The organism is Flavobacterium johnsoniae (genome assembly GCF_001879205.1).
GTDB lineage: Bacteria > Bacteroidota > Bacteroidia > Flavobacteriales > Flavobacteriaceae > Flavobacterium > Flavobacterium johnsoniae_A.
Genome location: NZ_MLFK01000007.1, coordinates 512,311 through 529,876, shown reverse-complemented (window position 1 = coordinate 529,876; position 17,566 = coordinate 512,311). Strand labels below are relative to the sequence as shown.

16 protein-coding genes are annotated in these 17,566 nt (G+C 34.3%); 12 read left to right on the top strand and 4 right to left on the bottom strand.

The window, feature by feature from the left end; all coding sequences use genetic code 11:
- Window positions 1–139: 139 nt before the first annotated feature.
- The 5 genes from rimK (at window position 140) to BKM63_RS13885 (ending at window position 4,496) form a co-directional block, all read left to right on the top strand.
- Window positions 140–1,510 carry a 30S ribosomal protein S6--L-glutamate ligase gene (rimK, locus tag BKM63_RS13905; protein WP_071637166.1) on the top strand — a complete coding sequence of 457 codons (1,371 nt, stop codon included), beginning with the start codon at window positions 140–142 and terminating at the stop codon, window positions 1,508–1,510.
- Between the two features lie 96 nt (window positions 1,511–1,606).
- A complete protein-coding gene (locus BKM63_RS13900; protein WP_071637165.1) occupies window positions 1,607–2,122 on the top strand; it encodes a DUF421 domain-containing protein in 516 nt (171 codons plus the stop codon).
- Window positions 2,123–2,230: 108 nt separating this feature from the next.
- Window positions 2,231–2,566: a PadR family transcriptional regulator gene (locus BKM63_RS13895; protein ID WP_071637164.1), complete on the top strand. Its 336-nt coding sequence runs from the start codon at window positions 2,231–2,233 to the stop codon at window positions 2,564–2,566.
- The gene (locus BKM63_RS13890; RefSeq protein ID WP_071637163.1) at window positions 2,563–3,180 is read left to right on the top strand and encodes an HAAS domain-containing protein; all 618 of its coding nucleotides are present in this window, start codon (window positions 2,563–2,565) and stop codon (window positions 3,178–3,180) included. Before BKM63_RS13895 ends, BKM63_RS13890 begins: the two co-directional genes overlap by 4 nt.
- Window positions 3,177–4,496, top strand: coding sequence for a serine hydrolase domain-containing protein (locus tag BKM63_RS13885; RefSeq protein ID WP_071637162.1), 1,320 nt, complete (start codon window positions 3,177–3,179; stop codon window positions 4,494–4,496). The genes BKM63_RS13890 and BKM63_RS13885 overlap by 4 nt, the downstream gene beginning before the upstream one ends.
- Before the next feature lie 67 nt (window positions 4,497–4,563).
- Here the strand turns inward: BKM63_RS13885 and BKM63_RS13880 are convergent, their stop codons facing one another.
- The 4 genes from BKM63_RS13880 to hutH all read right to left on the bottom strand — a co-directional run bounded on the left by BKM63_RS13880 (window position 4,564) and on the right by hutH (window position 9,656).
- Complete coding sequence (locus BKM63_RS13880) at window positions 4,564–5,931, bottom strand: SMI1/KNR4 family protein (RefSeq protein ID WP_071637161.1); 1,368 nt, start codon at window positions 5,929–5,931, stop codon at window positions 4,564–4,566.
- A 146-nt stretch (window positions 5,932–6,077) separates the two neighbouring features.
- Window positions 6,078–7,418, bottom strand: coding sequence for an inorganic phosphate transporter (locus BKM63_RS13875; protein ID WP_071637160.1), 1,341 nt, complete (start codon window positions 7,416–7,418; stop codon window positions 6,078–6,080).
- 30 nt (window positions 7,419–7,448) lie between these two features.
- Window positions 7,449–8,093 carry a DUF47 domain-containing protein gene (locus BKM63_RS13870; RefSeq protein WP_007810732.1) on the bottom strand — a complete coding sequence of 215 codons (645 nt, stop codon included), beginning with the start codon at window positions 8,091–8,093 and terminating at the stop codon, window positions 7,449–7,451.
- A 48-nt stretch (window positions 8,094–8,141) separates the two neighbouring features.
- Window positions 8,142–9,656 (bottom strand): histidine ammonia-lyase, encoded by a 1,515-nt coding sequence (hutH, locus tag BKM63_RS13865; protein WP_071637159.1) that lies wholly within the window; start codon window positions 9,654–9,656, stop codon window positions 8,142–8,144.
- A gap of 351 nt (window positions 9,657–10,007) precedes the next feature.
- Between hutH and BKM63_RS13860 the strand changes: the two genes are divergently transcribed.
- The 7 genes from BKM63_RS13860 to BKM63_RS13825 all read left to right on the top strand — a co-directional run bounded on the left by BKM63_RS13860 (window position 10,008) and on the right by BKM63_RS13825 (window position 17,563).
- Entirely contained in the window at window positions 10,008–10,193 is a 186-nt protein-coding gene (locus tag BKM63_RS13860) for a hypothetical protein (RefSeq protein ID WP_071637158.1), read from the top strand.
- A gap of 105 nt (window positions 10,194–10,298) precedes the next feature.
- Window positions 10,299–12,746 carry a bifunctional aspartate kinase/homoserine dehydrogenase I gene (gene thrA / locus BKM63_RS13855; RefSeq protein WP_071637157.1) on the top strand — a complete coding sequence of 816 codons (2,448 nt, stop codon included), beginning with the start codon at window positions 10,299–10,301 and terminating at the stop codon, window positions 12,744–12,746.
- 151 nt (window positions 12,747–12,897) lie between these two features.
- A complete protein-coding gene (locus BKM63_RS13850) occupies window positions 12,898–13,818 on the top strand; it encodes a homoserine kinase (protein WP_071637156.1) in 921 nt (306 codons plus the stop codon).
- A gap of 11 nt (window positions 13,819–13,829) precedes the next feature.
- Window positions 13,830–14,297 carry a hypothetical protein gene (locus tag BKM63_RS13845; protein WP_071637155.1) on the top strand — a complete coding sequence of 156 codons (468 nt, stop codon included), beginning with the start codon at window positions 13,830–13,832 and terminating at the stop codon, window positions 14,295–14,297.
- 162 nt (window positions 14,298–14,459) lie between these two features.
- Window positions 14,460–15,749 (top strand): threonine synthase, encoded by a 1,290-nt coding sequence (thrC, locus tag BKM63_RS13840; RefSeq protein WP_071637154.1) that lies wholly within the window; start codon window positions 14,460–14,462, stop codon window positions 15,747–15,749.
- A gap of 523 nt (window positions 15,750–16,272) precedes the next feature.
- Window positions 16,273–16,977 (top strand): hypothetical protein, encoded by a 705-nt coding sequence (locus BKM63_RS13835; RefSeq protein ID WP_071637153.1) that lies wholly within the window; start codon window positions 16,273–16,275, stop codon window positions 16,975–16,977.
- Window positions 16,978–17,215: 238 nt separating this feature from the next.
- Window positions 17,216–17,563: a hypothetical protein gene (locus BKM63_RS13825; protein WP_071637151.1), complete on the top strand. Its 348-nt coding sequence runs from the start codon at window positions 17,216–17,218 to the stop codon at window positions 17,561–17,563.
- Window positions 17,564–17,566: the final 3 nt, after the last annotated feature.

The following is a 17,566-nucleotide window of genomic DNA, read 5'->3' as shown; positions in this document are numbered from 1 at the left end:
TTAGTTAAAATTTATAACAAAAATAATCTACCCGTTACGTTTTCATAACATAACGGGTATTTTTTTTGGATAATTTACTACCTTTAGTAAAAGCAAATAGCTATTTTTGGATTTAAATTCTATAATAAAAAAACAAAGTATGCTTCAACACAAAGTCATTTTAGGCAGCGAAGAATGGTGCTCATTTCCAGAACTTGGAATCCCGACGATCAAGGCTCGTGTCGATTCTGGTGCCAAAACTTCGGCAATGCACGCTATCAACATAGCTCCTTTTATAAAAAATGATGCTAATTGGGTGAAATTCGATATTAATCCAATTCAGAATAACATTAAAACCATTATTCATTGTGAAGCACCGCTGGTTGACAAACGAATTGTAAAAAGTTCGAGCGGTTACAGAGAGCACCGTTACGTTATTCAGACAAATTTAAAAATTGGCGATGCTAAGTGGCCAATCGAAATGACTTTAACCAATCGTGACTCGATGGGTTTTAGAATGCTTTTAGGCCGTGAAGCCATGAGCGGGCGTGTATTAGTCGATCCAGAAGAAAAATATTTATTAGGACAGCCTACAAGCGAAGCTTTAAAAGAATTATACCAAAACTCAGAAAAAGCAAGTTCCGGTTTACGCATCGGCCTTTTAGCCAGTAACCCCGAATTATACAGCAATAAAAGAATCATGGAAGCCGGCGAAATGCGTGGCCATGAAATGCATTTTTTGAACATCAAAGAATGTTACATGAAACTGGATGCCAAAACTCCTGAAATTCATTATCGTGGCGGTAAAATATTAAATCAGTTTGATGCTATTATTCCACGTATACGACCTAGTATCACTTTTTACGGATGTGCTTTAACACGTCAGTTTGAAGCTTTAAAGGTTTTTGTTTTAAATTCGGCTACAGCGATAACACAATCGAGAGATAAACTGTATTCGCTACAATTACTTTTAAACAGCGGTATTGATATTCCAACTACTGGCTTCGCCAATTCTCCGCTGGATACAGACAATTTAATTAAGATGGTTGGTGGTTCACCCCTAATCGTCAAATTATTAGAAGGAACACAAGGAAAAGGGGTTGTTTTGGCCGAAACCAAAAAAGCCGCAGAAAGTGTCATCAATGCTTTTAAAAGTTTAAATGCCAACATCTTAGTTCAGGAATTTATTAAAGAAGCAAACGGAAAAGATATTCGTTGTTTTGTAATCGACGGAAAAGTGGTGGCGGCTATTCAGCGTGAAGCTATGCCAGGTGAATTTAGAGCTAACATCCACCTTGGGGGAACAGCATCTGTAATAAAAGTAACTGCCGAAGAAAAAAAGATCGCCATTAAGGCCGCAAAAGCAATGGATTTAAAAGTGGCCGGTGTTGATATTATTCGCTCTTCAAAAGGACCGTTATTGCTTGAGGTAAACTCATCTCCAGGTCTTGAAGGAATCGAAGGCGCAACAAACAAAGATGTGGCCGGAGAAATGATCAAAGCAATTGAAAAGAATTTTAAGCTTAGCTAAGTTCATTTTAACTTAATAAGCCATCCATAATTTAGCAGCTTTGTCAAAGTTTTGAACTTTGACAAAGCTTTTTTTAAATTCAAAAAATTAAGAATCATGATTTTTCCTTATCTAGATATTATTTTAAGAAGTTTGGCCGTTTATTTTTTCATGACCATTGCTTTACGGGTTTTTGGAAAAAAAGAACTTTCGCAATTAAATACAGCCGATATTATCTTAATTTTATTGATTAGTAACTCGGTTCAAAATGCTATGGTTGGGCCAGATACAAGTCTTTTGGGAGGTTTAGTAGCTGCTTTGGCTTTATTCATCATCAATTACATTATCAAAAAACTGACTCATAAATACAAAGGACTGAACGAATTATTACTAGACAAACCAGAAGTTTTAATTCATAACGGAATATTAGATTTCAATGCTTTGAGCAAATTAGATATTTCGCACGAAGAATTAAAAGAAGCAGCTCGTGAGCATGGATTAGAACATTTAACCGATATAAAACTTGCGATGCTCGAAGTTGATGGAACGATCAGTATAATTTCCGAAGACAAAAAACAGCTTAAGCAGTCCCATTTCAAGCGCAAGCACAATCACAAAAACCTTAGAAAATAATTCCGCCCAAAAACACAACTAACTAAAAACAAGCAATTTAACTGTTTTAAATAAAAACATTTAGCTATATACTTTGTTATACTATGTATTTTGTTATACATTAGCACAATGAACGAAACATTTGTAACAAACTGGAAATCGCAGGTTAAGAAAGGCACACTGACTTTTATTATCCTGAATGTACTCAAAAATCAGGAGTATTATGGTTATGAGCTTATAGAACAAATAAGAAAGCATACCGAAATAGAAATTGCAGAGGGAACGCTTTACCCTTTAATGAATCGGTTAAAAACAGAAGAATTAGTTGATTCAAAATGGGTAGAACAAGAAACCGGCATTCCCAGAAAATACTATGCTTTGACTGAGGCCGGAATCGAAACCCTTAATCAGATGAACATTTACTGGACGAATCTGGAGCAATCAATTAAAAAAATCATGCCATGAGAATAGAAGAATTAAAATTTGAACAAAAAGCGTCGCAGAGAATATATAATGATTATATGAGGCGGATTATAAAAGCCACGGCATCATTATCAAAAAACAACCAGGAAGATATTTATATGGAATTTAACAGCCATATTTTTGAAGCTGTTCAACACAATAAAGAGAAAAATGAAATTGATGCTCTTTTGGATATCACCGAAAAACTAGGAGCCCCCGAAGAAGTACTAAAACCTCTTGTTGCCGACAAAAAACTGGAACAAGCCACGCAAACATTTAATCCAATTCATGTTTTCAAAGCCTTAATCCTAAACTTTACAAATGGTATTTCCTATATCTTTTTCTTTGTATTGTATCTATTTCTTTTCGGTTTTGTTTTTCTAATTTTTGCTAAAATCTTCAATCCGTCGCTTGTTGGTCTTTATGTAAAAAAAGATTCATTTTCTCCCTTTATTCTCGGAATGCTCTCTCCTGAAAGCCAATTTAGCTATCAGGTCACAGAAGTTCTTGGAAACTGGTTTATTCCAATAATGCTCTTATCAATCATTTTATTCTATTTCCTAATAACCCTATTACTAAAATTCAAAAAATCAATTAATCAAAAAACACATTTATGAAAAAAATTACCATTGTATGCTTATTCGTATTTATTACTGGGAATGTTTTCTCGCAGACATTCAATTCTAAAAGACTTGACAGCTTGTTTACTCTTTTAGAAAAAAACAACAAGTACATGGGAAGCATTGCCATTTCTGAAAACGGAAAAACAATCTATACCAAATCAATTGGTTATGATAATATTGAGACTTCCAAAAAATCAAGCATCAATACTAAATACAGAATTGGCTCTATTTCTAAAACATTTACAGCTTCTCTTATCTTCAAAGCTGTTGAAGAAAATAAAATCAATTTAAATCAAACTATTGACAAATATTTCCCAACAGTAAAAAACGCTAAAACAATTACAATTAGCAATTTATTAAACCACAGAAGCGGTATACACGACTTTACAAACGAAGATGATTATTTAAACTGGAACACTCAATTGCAATCAAAAGCAAAAATGATTGAACGCATCTCGGCCGGAGAGATTGTTTTTGAACCTAATACAAAAGGCCAATACAGCAATTCAAACTACGTTTTGTTATCTTTTATACTCGAAGATGTTTATAAAAAACCATTTGGCGAAATTTTAAATCAAAAAATCACCAAGCCTTTACAATTAAAAAATACTTATTTGGGAGGAAAAATAAACTTAGAAAACAACGAATGTTATTCTTATACTTTTGACAACGGAAAATGGAAAAAAGAAACCGAAACCGATATGTCAATTCCACTTGGAGCCGGAGCGGTTGTTTCTAATCCTGTTGATTTAAATCTTTTTTTTGAAAGTCTTTTTGCCGGAAAAGTAGTTTCTATCGAGCATTTAAACCAAATGAAAACCATTAAAGACAAATTTGGAATGGGAATTTTGGAGTTTCCTTATTTCGAAAGAAAAAGTTACGGACACACAGGAGGAATTGATGGTTTTAGATCTATTGCAGGCTATTTCCCAACTGAAAAATTAGCTATATCCTTAACTTCAAACGGAGTGGGCTACGACAATAATAATATATTACTGTGCGCTTTAAGTTCTTATTTCAACAACCCATTTACAATGCCTGTTTTTAGTACTGTTGCCGTTACTCCGGAAATTTTGAATTCATACTCAGGAAACTACGGAACATCACAAATTCCCCTAAAAATAAACATCTCTAACAAAGACAATACTTTAATTGCTCAGGCAACTGGCCAGCCTTCATTTCCTTTAGAAGCAACCGCTGTAAACATCTTTAAATTTGATGCTGCAGGAATTGTTTTAGAATTTAATGCTGAGAAAAACGAAATGACTTTAAAACAAGGCGGAAAGGAATTTTTATTTAAAAAAGAATAAAAAACACAAGATTCTGATAATACAAAAGACCGATTTCAAATTGAAATCGGTCTTTGCATTTCTGATCTTAATAGTTATCAATATCGATTTTTTTTATTGTTTTATGAGTTAAACCAAATGGTTTAAGCCTATGATCCAGATTGGTTAAAATATAATCCTGTTCTTTTGGAAATCTCTCAGCAATCCTCTTGTAATGATTTAGAAGCTTAACATCTTCTACCCCTTCCAAAGCCTGTAATGCAGAATGAATCACCCAATTAGAATCGTCTTTTAAGCCCATTATAAAAGTATCAAGATAATCCCTTTTATTTTCTAATTGTCCAAGTGAATAATAAAGCTGTCTTCTTATTTCCTTGTTTTCATTTAACGAAAAAGGAACAATAACACCTCCATAATCCAGCTTCATTTCTTGCAGCAGATAAGTGCAAAATTGAAATGTTTTTTCATCATTTATTCTTTCAATATTTTGCTTTATAAATTCAAGCCAGTCAGAACTTCTGTCTTTTGCATACCAAAACACAAATTGAAAGACACTTAAAACATCCTCTTTAGCAAAATCAAATAAATAAGGGCGAGCACGATTGTAATCAAATTTCACAAGCACCTGAAGCAGCTTTTTCCCGATTTCACCTTTTGATTTATGTTCTTCTTCTAAAACATCTAATATCTTTGAATCAATATTTTGCTTTTTTAAAATTCCAGTTAAGCATTCTAATTTAATTTGCTCGTCGTTTGAAGTACTAAATACATTCAAAATATGCGACACAGAACCACCCAATGTATAATGAAACAAATCTGTCTCCGCTGTCATGCTTTCAGATGTAATTTCGTCAAGCCAGCGTTCGTACCAATCCAGAAAATTAGATTCAAAGGTAAAAAAGGGTTTCTCCCGGTCTAAATCGACATTCACAATTCGGCCTTTAAACACACCGTTTAAAACAAGTCCATAGTAATACGTACAGCCTTGGGTGCCAATAGGAAGAATCCCTGAATAGATTTTTCCTAATTCAGCTTCAAAATCTTCGTTAGAAATATCTTCATTTTCATCAATATCTCTGGTCAGATCTGCCCAGAATTCATCGCTCATTTCCGGGTATAACTTACAGTCTTCTTTTAAATATTTTTTCGGGTCAGCATAAACAAATTCATCCACATTTTCTCCCAGAGGAAATATTCCGTATGAAGGTCCCGCTGCCGAATTCTGATAAGATTTCCCGCCGTTTCCTATATACAGCAAAAAGGCTTTATAACAGTCCGGAAGAGAAACATTATAATTGCTTTCAAATTCTAAAATATCTTCATCTTTCACCTTTTCACCTACAACATATTCGTGGCTGTCTGCACCAAATATTTCAAAATCTTTATCAATTTCTTTGGCTAAAATCAGTTTCTTTTTTATTCTTTCTATTTGGCTTAAAGTTTTTTGATCTGTCATAAATGGCTTTTAAATTGTCATCAAATATATCATTTTATAATATCGAAAAAGATCTTTTAAAAAACAAAAAAAGCCGATTTCAGATGAAATCGGCTTTTTATATTTAGGCGAAATATGATTTACATCTCACATTTCAAAATAATCTTTTAAATAAACACGCTTAGAATAAAGTAAACCAAACCTGCTAAAATAGCCGAAATTGGAATAGTTAAAACCCAAGCCCAGATTAAACTTACTGTAACTCCCCATCGAACTGCAGATACACGTTTTGTTAATCCAACACCAATAATAGATCCTGTAATCGTGTGCGTTGTACTTACCGGAATTTTTAAGTGCTCTGTAAAATAAAGCGTTAAAGCACCAGCTGTTTCAGCAGCAACCCCTTCAAACGAACTTACCTTTGTGATTTTAGAACCCATTGTTTTTACAATTTTCCATCCACCACTCAAGGTTCCTGCTGCAATTGCAGAGTAACACGCTAACGGAATCCATCCCGGCATTACTCCTTTTATTCCTAAATCATCATTAGGCAATACAACATCCAACCAGGCATCCATGTGAACTCCAGGGTTTGTATTGATATATACTGCCACAGCTGCAGCAATAATACCCATTACTTTTTGAGAATCGTTTCCTCCGTGACCTAAACTAAAAGCCGCAGAAGATAATAATTGCATTTTTTTCAAAGCAGCATCGGCCTGATGAAGATTTAAACTGCTAAATATCAAACAAAATGTACTTACCGTTAAAATGATAAAGGCAACTAAGAACCATTTAATATTATGCGAATCAAAAATTACACTCCAAAAATGAGAATCAAAACGAGGTTTTCCATGCTCTAAAATTTCTTCGTAAGAAACCATCTGAACATATACAAACCAAATTGTTGCAATCATTAAAGCTATAGTGAATATTTTAGGCCCCATACTTTTACGGGAAGCATTTAATAACCAAATCGAAATTAAATACGAAGCCAAAGCTCCTATTAAAGGCGCTAAAACGATAAACGCAATAATAATAAGAACCCCAGACGGCATTCCGCCATCTTTTCCAGCCTTATACCAGCTTACAATTTCGTACCAATAATGAGTTGTACCGTCTTCTCCAACATATCCGGAAAAACCATGAACTGCAATAGCGTGCGCAACGGCCGCTCCTGCAAAACCTCCAATTAATGTATGCGAAGAACTTGAAGGAATTCCTAACCACCAGGTCAATAAATTCCAGCAGATTGCAGCAATTACTCCGGCGAGAATTACAACCAGGTTAATTTCCATTGTGTGCGCTGTTTTAGCAACAGTATCTGCAACACCAAATCCGAAAACCCAATAAGCTAAAAAATTAAAAAATGCTGCCCAAAGAACGGCCTGAAAAGGCGTCAAAACCTTTGTTGCAACAACAGTCGCTATAGCATTTGCCGCATCATGAAAACCATTGATGTAATCAAAAATTAAAGCTAATACTATAATTAATATAAGTAGCGTCATAAAATTATAACTTCAGGATGAAAAATTGAATTAAGAATGTTTTACAGAAATAGATTCTAGTATATTAGCAACACTTTTACATTTATCTGTTGCTGATTCTAAAACAGACAATACCTCTTTATATTTAATGATATTTTTAGCATCTGTTTCGTTTTCAAAAATTTCAAAAACTGCTTTATTATAAACGTTATCTGACTTGTTTTCCAGTTTATTAATTCTGGCACAAGCATCTTTGATGACTTTGAAATTCTTTAAATTTCTCAATTCTTTTACAGCACTGTCAATGTTTTGACAAGCTTCAAGATTGATTTCAGTCATTTTTCTGATAGATTTTGTAATCTTATCAACCTGATATAATCTCATACGGCTTGCTGCACCATGAAGGTAATCAGCAACGTTATCAATAGAAGTAATTAAAGTATGAATATCCTCTCTATCAAATGGAGTAATAAAATTTCTGCTTAATTCCAAATTGGTTTGACGTGTAATGTCTTCACCTTTTTGCTCTAATTCGTCAATCTTTTGAAAAAGAACTTCTCTTTCTTTTAATGGAAGGTTTACAGCTTCGTGTAAGTTAGAAGCTAATTCAATTAAATTGCTTGAAGCTTCTTCAAAAAGTGGAAAGAATTTCTTGTCTTTCGGCACTAAAAATTGGAAAATACTGTTTATTGACATTTTTATATTTTTGATAGTGCAAAATTACTTCAATAATATTTTACAATGTTAAGCCATTGTTAACAAATCGTTTTCTATTTGGAAACTCTCCAAGAATGAAACGGTGTTTTTAATGTCAATATGTAAGATTCTGTCTTCTTTTACCAAAGGCACCACTTCTCTGTAACTATTCAGGAACATTTCGATGAAATCGCTTGATTTTAAAGGTTCTCTGTAGGCAATTGCCTGAGAGGCATTCAATAATTCAATAGCCAGAATACGCTCTAAATTATCTAAAATTCGTAAGGCTTTTGTTGCTCCGTTGGCTCCCATGCTCACATGATCTTCCTGTCCGTTGCTCGAAACAATACTATCGACACTAGAAGGCGTTGCCAATTGTTTGTTTTGACTGGCAATACTCGCTGCAGTATATTGTGGAATCATGAAACCAGAATTTAATCCCGGGTTATCAACCAAAAATGCCGGAAGATTACGCAATCCGGAAATTAACTGATACGTTCTTCTTTCAGAAATACTTCCTAATTCGGCCAAAGCAATAGCCATAAAATCTAAAGCCAAAGCCAAAGGCTGACCGTGGAAATTACCTCCCGAAATAATCTGATCAGCTTCAATAAATATATTTGGATTATCGGTAACCGAGTTAATTTCGGTTTTAAATACTTTTCTAACGTAATCAATCGCATCTTTTGAAGCACCATGGACCTGAGGCATGCATCGGAAAGAATAAGGATCCTGAACGTGTTTCTTTTCCTGTGCGATAATTTCACTTCCTTCTAAAAACTCAGTAATACGTTGTGCCGTTACGATTTGTCCTTTATGCGGACGTATATAATGTATCAATTCATTAAACGGTTCAATTCTTCCATCAAAACCTTCTAAAGAAATGGTTCCGATTAAATCCGCCAAATACGAATATTTATAAGCTTTAATTAAAATATGTGCGCCATAAGCACTCATAAACTGCGTTCCGTTTAGCAATGCCAAACCTTCTTTTGACTGTAAAACAATTGGTTCCCAGTTAAAATGCTTTAAAACTTCGGCAGAAGCCACTTTCTTTCCTTCAAAATAAACTTCACCTTCTCCTAATAACGGTAAAGATAAATGTGCCAGCGGCGCTAAATCTCCAGAAGCCCCAAGTGAACCCTGAGTATAAATTACAGGTAAAATATCATTGTTGTAAAAATCAACCAGACGGCTCAATGTCAGCAATTGCACTCCCGAATGTCCGTAGCTTAAAGATTGAATTTTAAGCAGAAGCATCATTTTTACAATTTCTGCAGGAACTTCCTCTCCAGTACCGCAGGCATGAGATTTTACTAAGTTTTCCTGAAGCTGTGATAAATTCTCATTCGAGATTTTCACATTACAAAGGGATCCAAAACCTGTATTGATTCCGTAAATTGGTTCAGAATGCGATGCCATTTTCTTATCTAAATAATCACGGCATTTTTGAACGTTTACTTTGGCTTCTTCAGACAACTCAAGTGTTTTATTATTGACTAATATCTCTTGTAATGTTTCTAAAGTGATGATTTCAGTACTTATATAATGGATTTCTCTCATGACGTTTTTCAATTTAAGATGTCAAAATTCAACAAATCAATATTAAAAAGCAACATTTTATCACAATAATTAAAATTTCGACATAAGCTATTCTTCACTTTTATCTTTTTCTCAATGGTAAAAGTTGAGTCTTTTACTGCTTTTTAACTATCTTTTCATTAAAAACCAATCTATTGCGAGGGTTCTTTTTATAAAAATGCATCTTAAAATATATCAAAACCTCAATTTAGCATATTTAATTTTAACAAATACTCAATATTGAATTATTGAGATTTGAATTATTAAAATATTCGTAAAAAGCCCAAAAGAGTTTTTAATGCTTCTAAAAATCTGTACTTTTGAAAAATCAAAATGAAAAGTAACAGCACAAAATATCAATCTACAATAACAACTCAAACTGGAGTTGCAATTGCTGCTACTATTATTTCTACTACAACAACTACTACCCCTTCGGGGTATACATTTTTACATATAATCCAGATTATCTATACTTTTTTCTTAAAAGAAGAAAGACATTGGATACATGAAAAACATTGACAAAGAAGAAAAAAATAGTCGAAGTTTTCAGTTTCAGTTCACAGCTTACAACCTTTGAACGTTTGTTACTAAAATCTTTGCACCTTATTAAAAAAATATCACAAAATGAAAGTATTAAAATTTGGCGGAACTTCGGTTGCCAATGCTCAAAATATAAAACTCGTTCTTGAAATTGTTAATCAAAAAGCTAAAAATGACAAACTCGTTGTTGTCGTTTCTGCTCTTAGCAAAGTAACTGATTTACTGCAATTAGCAGCAGCAAAAGCAGCAGCAAATGACGAAGACTTTAGAAATATTGTTGCTGAAATCGAGAAAAAACATCTTGACACACTAAAAGAACTTATTCCGGTAAGCGAACAAAGCAGTCTGCTGAGCCATGTAAAAAGAATCATCAATCACTTAGAAACTTTACTTGACGGCTGTTTCTTATTAGGCGAATTGTCTCCAAGAACTGCTGATACTATTTTGAGTTTTGGAGAATTGCTTTCTTCTTATATCATCGCGCAGGCGTATCAGCAAATTGACAAAAATGCGGTTTACAAAGACAGCCGTGAATTAATAAAAACAAATGCCGATTTTGGAAAAGCCGGCGTTAACTTCGAAATTTCAAACCAATTAATTAAGGAGTATTTTGCTACGAATGAATCAAGAATAAATATTTTACCGGGTTTTATTGCGCAGACTTTAGACGGAATTACTTCTACTTTAGGACGTGGCGGATCTGATTATACTGCAGCTATTATCGCTGGAGCAATCGATGCAGATCAGCTTGAAATCTGGACTGACGTAAACGGAATGTTTACAGCCAATCCAAAAATCGTAAAACAGGCACAGCCTATTGCAAACATTTCGTATCAGGAAGCGATGGAATTGTCGCATTTTGGTGCCAAAGTATTGTATCCGCCAACAATTCAGCCGGTTTTAAGAAAAAACATTCCCATTTTAATCAAAAATACTTTTGAACCAGAGGCGGTAGGAACTTTAATTTCAGATCACGTACTATCAAAAGATACTGTTGTAAAAGGAATCAGCCATATTGATCATACTTCGCTTTTAACACTTGAAGGTCCGGGAATGATTGGAGTTGCGGGTTCTTCAAGACGTTTATTCGAAGTATTGTCTCAGGAAAAAATCAACGTGATTTTTATTACTCAGGCTTCTTCTGAGCATTCTATTTGTATTGGTATTTTAAATTCAGATGCTGACAATGCAGAAGCTGCAATCAACAGAGCTTTTGAAATCGAAATTTTGCAAAACAAAATCGATCCTTGTATTGTAGAAAAAGACCTTTGTATTATTGCTTTGGTGGGTGAAAACATGAAAAATCACCAAGGTTTAAGCGGAAGAATGTTCAGTACTTTAGGAAAAAACAACGTAAACATTCGTGCCATTGCGCAAGGTGCTTCTGAAAGAAACATTTCGACTGTAATTAACGAAAGAGACGTTAAAAAAGCGCTGAATACTTTACACGAAAACTTCTTTGAAGAAAACACAAAACAGCTGAATCTTTTTGTGATGGGAGTTGGAAATGTGGGGGAAAAATTCATCGAGCAGATTCACAATCAAAGAAAGTTTTTAAAGGACAATTTAAAAATTAATGTTCGTGTAATTGCATTGTCAAATTCAAGAAAAATGCTTTTTGATGAAGACGGAATTTCTTTAAAAGACTGGCAGTCGACTTTAGAAAAAGGAGAAGCCGCAATCCCAACAGAATTCATCGCACGTGCAAGAGAATTGAATTTACGTAACAGTATTTTCGTAGATATTACAGCAAATTCAGGTGTTTCTGAAATGTATGAGAAGTTCTTAAAAGAAAGCATTGCCGTTGTAACTTGTAATAAAATTGCCTGTTCATCTGCTTACGACAATTATAAAAAATTAAAAAGTTTATCTCGCCAATATAATGCTCCGTTTTTATTTGAAACGAATGTTGGTGCGGGATTACCAATTATAGATACAGTAAAAAACTTGATTGCTTCCGGCGATAAAGTACATAAAATCCAGGCGGTTTTATCCGGAAGTCTGAATTTCATTTTCAACAATTTCGATAAAAACAATTCTTTCCACGATGTGGTAAAAGAAGCCGGAGTTCAGGGATTTACAGAACCAGATCCAAAAATCGATTTGAGCGGTATCGACGTAGCACGTAAAATCCTGATTCTGATTCGCGAAAGCGGTTACGAAATGGATATTGATGCTATTGCAAACGAATCGTTCCTTCCTGCAGAATGTTTAGCAACAACCAACAACGAAGACTTTTTTGCTTCGTTAATTAAACACGCTTCTCATTTTGAAGGTATTTACAACGAAGCTCTAGCCAAAGATTCAAGATTGAAATACGTGGCGCAATTCGAAAATGGAAAAGCAAATGTCGGCCTGCAATTCATCCCGAAAGATCATCCTTTCTATAATTTAGAAGGAAAAGACAATATCGTATTGTTCTACACAGATCGTTACGTAGACCAGCCTTTATTGATCAAAGGAGCCGGAGCCGGAGCTGCGGTTACAGCATCAGGAATTTTTGCAGACGTTATCAGAATAGGGAATATTTAAAGGTGCTAAGGTTCTAAGTTGCTAAGGTTCTGAGTTTTTTTTAAAAACTTAATCTTAGTCTCTCAGAACCTCAAAACCTTAGAAACTAAAAATATAAAGTTGCATAAGAAACCTTAGAACCTTAGCAACTTAGAACCTCAGAACCTTAAAAATGGAAATAAAACTATTTTGCCCGGCAACTATCGCAAACCTCTCATGTGGATTCGATGTACTCGGACTTTGCTTAGACAATGCGGGCGATGAAATGATTATTCGAAAAGTAGATCAAAAAGGAGTTCGAATCACAAAAATTGTGGGTGCCGATTTGCCTTTGGAAACCGAAAAAAATGTTTCCGGAGTTGCGGCTTTGGCCATGCTTGAAACTTTGGACGAACTAGATTTTGGATTCGAAATCGAAATTTACAAACACATTAAAGCCGGAAGCGGAATCGGAAGCAGCGCTGCAAGTTCTGCCGGAGCGGTTTTCGGAATTAATGAATTATTAGGAAGACCTTATTCTCGCAAAGATTTAGTTCAGTTTGCCATGCAAGGCGAGAAATTAGCCAGCGGCAACGCGCATGCCGACAACGTTGCTCCTGCCCTTTTAGGCGGTTTTACTTTGGTTAGAAGTTATGCCCCGCTTGATATTATCAGAATTGACAGCCCCGAAGAATTATACGCAACGGTGGTTCATCCGCAGATTGAATTAAAAACTTCTGATGCCCGTTCGGTTTTGAAACAAAACGTTTCGCTGAAAAGCGCCATCATGCAATGGGGAAATGTGGGCGGACTCGTAGCGGGTCTTTACACCAAAGATTACGATTTGATCGGAAGATCGCTTCATGACGAAATCGTTGAACCTTTACGAAGTGTTTTAATTCCCGGATTCGATCAAATCAAACAAACGGCTTACGAAAACGGCGCTTTAGGTTCTGGAATTTCAGGTTCCGGCCCTTCGATTTTCGCTTTAAGCAGAGGAAAAAATACCGCCGACCAAATTGCAAAAGCCATGAGCGACGTTTACGAAAAAATGAATTTACCGTATGAGATTCATGTTTCGAAAATTAATCCAGATGGAGTTAGGATTTTGTAATTTTTTAAATCATGGATGAAATAACAAAAGAAGAACAAATTGAAAATTGGCTGAAAATTGGTTTTACTCAACCTGAAAACTTGCTTTCAGAGATTTTTTATTATGACAAAAGAGATAACCAGTTTTTCTCTATTCTTATTTCTGATTATTTTCAATTTGATGAGGATTATAATATTCCTAAAAATGCAAATTCAAGCTATTCTGAAGATATTTTAGCTGTATTAGCCGACAGAATGAAAAGAATTGAAAATGATGATAAATTTATTATTCCATTAGAAAGAGCTCGAGAAGATGAAGATAATACCGCTGAATATTTAAATCAAAAAATGGAAACCTTTTTAAATTTAAATGCTATAAATATCACAACTGCAACTATTTGGGAAGTTGACCAAATTGGAAGCATTACTTTTAAACTAGTGGATAACGAATCGCAAGCTACTATAAAAAAGCAAAAAAGTTGGTGGGAATTTTGGAAATGATTTTACATCCTCTAGATGATTATACTTTGCGGGGCTTCTCCCGAAGCCTCGGGATCGCTCAGCCTGACAAAACGAAGACATATTTAAAATAAAAAACAAAAGCTATAAACAAGCATAGGAAAAAAGCCTAAAGCATATTGCTTATAGCCTAAAGCCATAGAAATGAAATACTACAGTTTAAACCACAATGCCCCAAAAGTTTCTTTTCAAGAAGCTGTTATACAAGGATTAGCGAGTGATAAAGGATTATATTTCCCAGAAAATATTACGCCTTTAGATCCGTCATTTTTTGATAAAATTGAAAGCTTAAGCCACGAACACATTGCTTATGAAGCAATTAAACAATTCTTAGGCGATGAAATTCCAGAAGAAAAATTAAAAGAAATTATCGCTGATACTTTAGTTTTTGATTTTCCTGTTGTGAAAGTCGAAGTCGGAATTTATTCGCTAGAATTATTCCACGGGCCGACAATGGCGTTTAAAGACGTTGGAGCTCGTTTTATGTCTCGTTGCCTGGGATATTTCAATAAAGATAAAAAAGACGCTAAAAATACCGTTTTAGTAGCAACTTCCGGAGATACAGGCGGAGCTGTTGCCAGCGGATTTCTTGGCGTTGACGGCGTTGATGTGGTGATTTTATATCCGTCAGGAAAAGTTAGCGATATTCAGGAAAAACAACTGACTACTTTAGGTCAAAACATTAAAGCGCTTGAAGTAGACGGTGTTTTTGATGATTGCCAGGACATGGTGAAAAAAGCGTTTTTAGATGAAACTTTAGCGCACAAAAACCTGACTTCGGCAAACTCGATTAATATTGCGCGCTGGTTACCGCAAATGTTTTATTTCTTCTTTGCTTACAAAGCTTTGAAAAGCCAAAACAAGCCGTTAGTTTTCTCTTGCCCAAGCGGCAACTTCGGGAATATCTGTGCCGGAATTATGGCAAAGAAATTAGGTTTGCCAATTGAACATTTCGTTGCTTCTACAAACGTAAACGATACGGTGCCAAGATTCTTAGAAAACGGAAAATACGACCCGAAACCTTCTAAAGCAACAATCTCAAACGCAATGGACGTTGGAAACCCAAGTAACTTTATTAGGATTCAGGAATTATACAATAATGATTTAAAAGCTTTCGAAAAAGATTTCTCTTCTTATAGTTATACTGATGAAGAAACGCTGGAAGCTTTAAAGAAAATTTACAAGACCGATGGTTACATCGCAGAGCCTCACGGCGCTGTAGGTTATTTAGGTCTCAAAAAAGAACTTGAAAAATATCCTAACGCAATTGGTATTTTCTTAGAAACAGCACATCCTATTAAATTTTTAGATGTAGTTGAACCTGCTTTGGGAATTACACTTCCTATTCCTGCTCAAATTGAGAGTGTTATCAATGAGGAGAAAGTTAGTGTTAAGATTGGGACTTATGAGGAGTTGAAGAGTTTCTTGGGGTAGAAAACATATAATTAAATGAGAAAAGCGAGTAAAAATATTTTTATTCGCTTTTTTTAGTCATTATGGAAATCCGTAAAACACTATAAAAAATAAAAATCAATTTTACTTAATTAATAGTGGAGTTCAGAAACCACATAAATAAAGGAAGAGTTGACTAGTAAATCTCCCACAAAGTCAAAAGAGCGCAAAGTTTGTCATTTCGACGAAGGAGAAATCTCCGCAAGTAACTCCGCAAAGTGAATCCAATCTTTGTCGAGCTTCTCACGGAGATTTCTCCTTCGTCGAAATGACAATATTGTGTCTAAGTTTTGCGAATCTGAGAGAAAAATTATGATCAAAAAAGCTTACTTAATGACACTGAGCGCTAACATCCCGCTCAGGAACGCAAAGATTAGCAAACGTGAATACTGAAACGAGCACGAACGATACGCTCTCGCTAGCGGAGGAAAATAACAACTATTACGGTTTTCCATAAAATCATTAATTTTGAGATGAATACATTTGTTTCGTTAAAATAATAAATATGAAATCATTTAAAATCATCGGAGTAATATTAGTAATTCAAATTTTCATCAATTGTGATAAAAAAGAAAAGTTTACTATTGACGAGCCAGAAAAAACGTTACTAAAATATACTGTATTTGAAGAAAAGGTAACAGATAATCCAATAAAGACACAAATTCTTACAGACATAATAATCAATAAAAACGATTCTATAACTACTGATAAGATTGAAGTTCTTTTAAAACAACTCTACCAAGAGCGAATTAATCGTACTGATTTCCAATATCGCGAAAATCCAAATTCAGTAGCGGTTTATGCATATCTATCTAAAGAACGTGCCGAATCTGGTGCAGGTCAATGGATAGCAATGATCGCAAAAATGCCAATAGACTCTGAATTTAAAATTACTTTTAATGAGTTTGCTATTAATTCTCTCGATGAAAAAGAAATAACTAAATGGAATTTATCTTATGAGCAGAGAAAAATGATCTGGGATAAAATGATTTTTGCTGAGCGAGATTCTCAATCCGAAGCTGACAATCGTTATCCACTAGTTCCAGGTTTGACAAAAGAAGATCTGATCAAAAATAGCAAACTAGCTGAAAAATTGAAAGTTAAAAAAGAAGAGAAAATAATTAAAGACTATAAAATTACAAGAATTACATTAGATTCAATTAGCCTTGAAGGACTTTCAAATGATTGGGAATTTCCAAAACGAAAATAAACCCGCTCTTCAAAGTATCACGATCGCTTTGCGAAGTCTCCCTACTTCGTACCCGTCGCAATTTGCCACAAAGAAGGCTATACACAATTTGGAATGGAATATAGAAGTGGGTACGAAGTCGGGAGACTTCGCACAGCATGAGTTTTTTTGTAAGATACTTTGTATAATTAAAAAAATAAATATATTTGAAAACATAGCTAACTATAAATTTATTAGAATCTAAACCGATAAAACTTCTATGCTTCAAGACTTAATTAATAACTACGGAGATTTTGGTGACGCTTTGATTACCGAAATTCATTATTATAACGGTTATGACTTTTTCAATAATACATTTGGAAGTCAAACCTTAAAAATATCAATCAGTTGCTTTAATAAAAACAGAAATTACGATCAAGAATTGATAACTATTTACTGTGATGAAGTTAGCCGTTTCATTTATGAAAAATGGGACGGAATGATTTTTGAAGCTCTTTTAAAAGAAGAAAACGGAGAATTTATTCTTGATTTCGCTCATGAAAGTTCTCATCCATATTTTATTGTAAAATGTAAAAAAATAACTTATGAGGTAGTTGCACAAAAGTAAAAA

Excerpts from the sequence above, each read along its gene's own strand:
- rimK (WP_071637166.1), top strand. The coding sequence starts at position 140 with ATGCTTCAACACAAAGTCATTTTAGGCAGCGAAGAATGGTGCTCATTT.
- BKM63_RS13900 (WP_071637165.1), top strand. The coding sequence starts at position 1,607 with ATGATTTTTCCTTATCTAGATATTATTTTAAGAAGTTTGGCCGTTTAT.
- BKM63_RS13895 (WP_071637164.1), top strand. The coding sequence starts at position 2,231 with ATGAACGAAACATTTGTAACAAACTGGAAATCGCAGGTTAAGAAAGGC.
- BKM63_RS13890 (WP_071637163.1), top strand. The coding sequence starts at position 2,563 with ATGAGAATAGAAGAATTAAAATTTGAACAAAAAGCGTCGCAGAGAATA.
- BKM63_RS13885 (WP_071637162.1), top strand. The coding sequence starts at position 3,177 with ATGAAAAAAATTACCATTGTATGCTTATTCGTATTTATTACTGGGAAT.
- BKM63_RS13880 (WP_071637161.1), bottom strand. The coding sequence starts at position 5,931 with ATGACAGATCAAAAAACTTTAAGCCAAATAGAAAGAATAAAAAAGAAA.
- BKM63_RS13875 (WP_071637160.1), bottom strand. The coding sequence starts at position 7,418 with ATGACGCTACTTATATTAATTATAGTATTAGCTTTAATTTTTGATTAC.
- BKM63_RS13870 (WP_007810732.1), bottom strand. The coding sequence starts at position 8,093 with ATGTCAATAAACAGTATTTTCCAATTTTTAGTGCCGAAAGACAAGAAA.
- hutH (WP_071637159.1), bottom strand. The coding sequence starts at position 9,656 with ATGAGAGAAATCCATTATATAAGTACTGAAATCATCACTTTAGAAACA.
- BKM63_RS13860 (WP_071637158.1), top strand. The coding sequence starts at position 10,008 with ATGAAAAGTAACAGCACAAAATATCAATCTACAATAACAACTCAAACT.
- thrA (WP_071637157.1), top strand. The coding sequence starts at position 10,299 with ATGAAAGTATTAAAATTTGGCGGAACTTCGGTTGCCAATGCTCAAAAT.
- BKM63_RS13850 (WP_071637156.1), top strand. The coding sequence starts at position 12,898 with ATGGAAATAAAACTATTTTGCCCGGCAACTATCGCAAACCTCTCATGT.
- BKM63_RS13845 (WP_071637155.1), top strand. The coding sequence starts at position 13,830 with ATGGATGAAATAACAAAAGAAGAACAAATTGAAAATTGGCTGAAAATT.
- thrC (WP_071637154.1), top strand. The coding sequence starts at position 14,460 with ATGAAATACTACAGTTTAAACCACAATGCCCCAAAAGTTTCTTTTCAA.
- BKM63_RS13835 (WP_071637153.1), top strand. The coding sequence starts at position 16,273 with ATGAAATCATTTAAAATCATCGGAGTAATATTAGTAATTCAAATTTTC.
- BKM63_RS13825 (WP_071637151.1), top strand. The coding sequence starts at position 17,216 with ATGCTTCAAGACTTAATTAATAACTACGGAGATTTTGGTGACGCTTTG.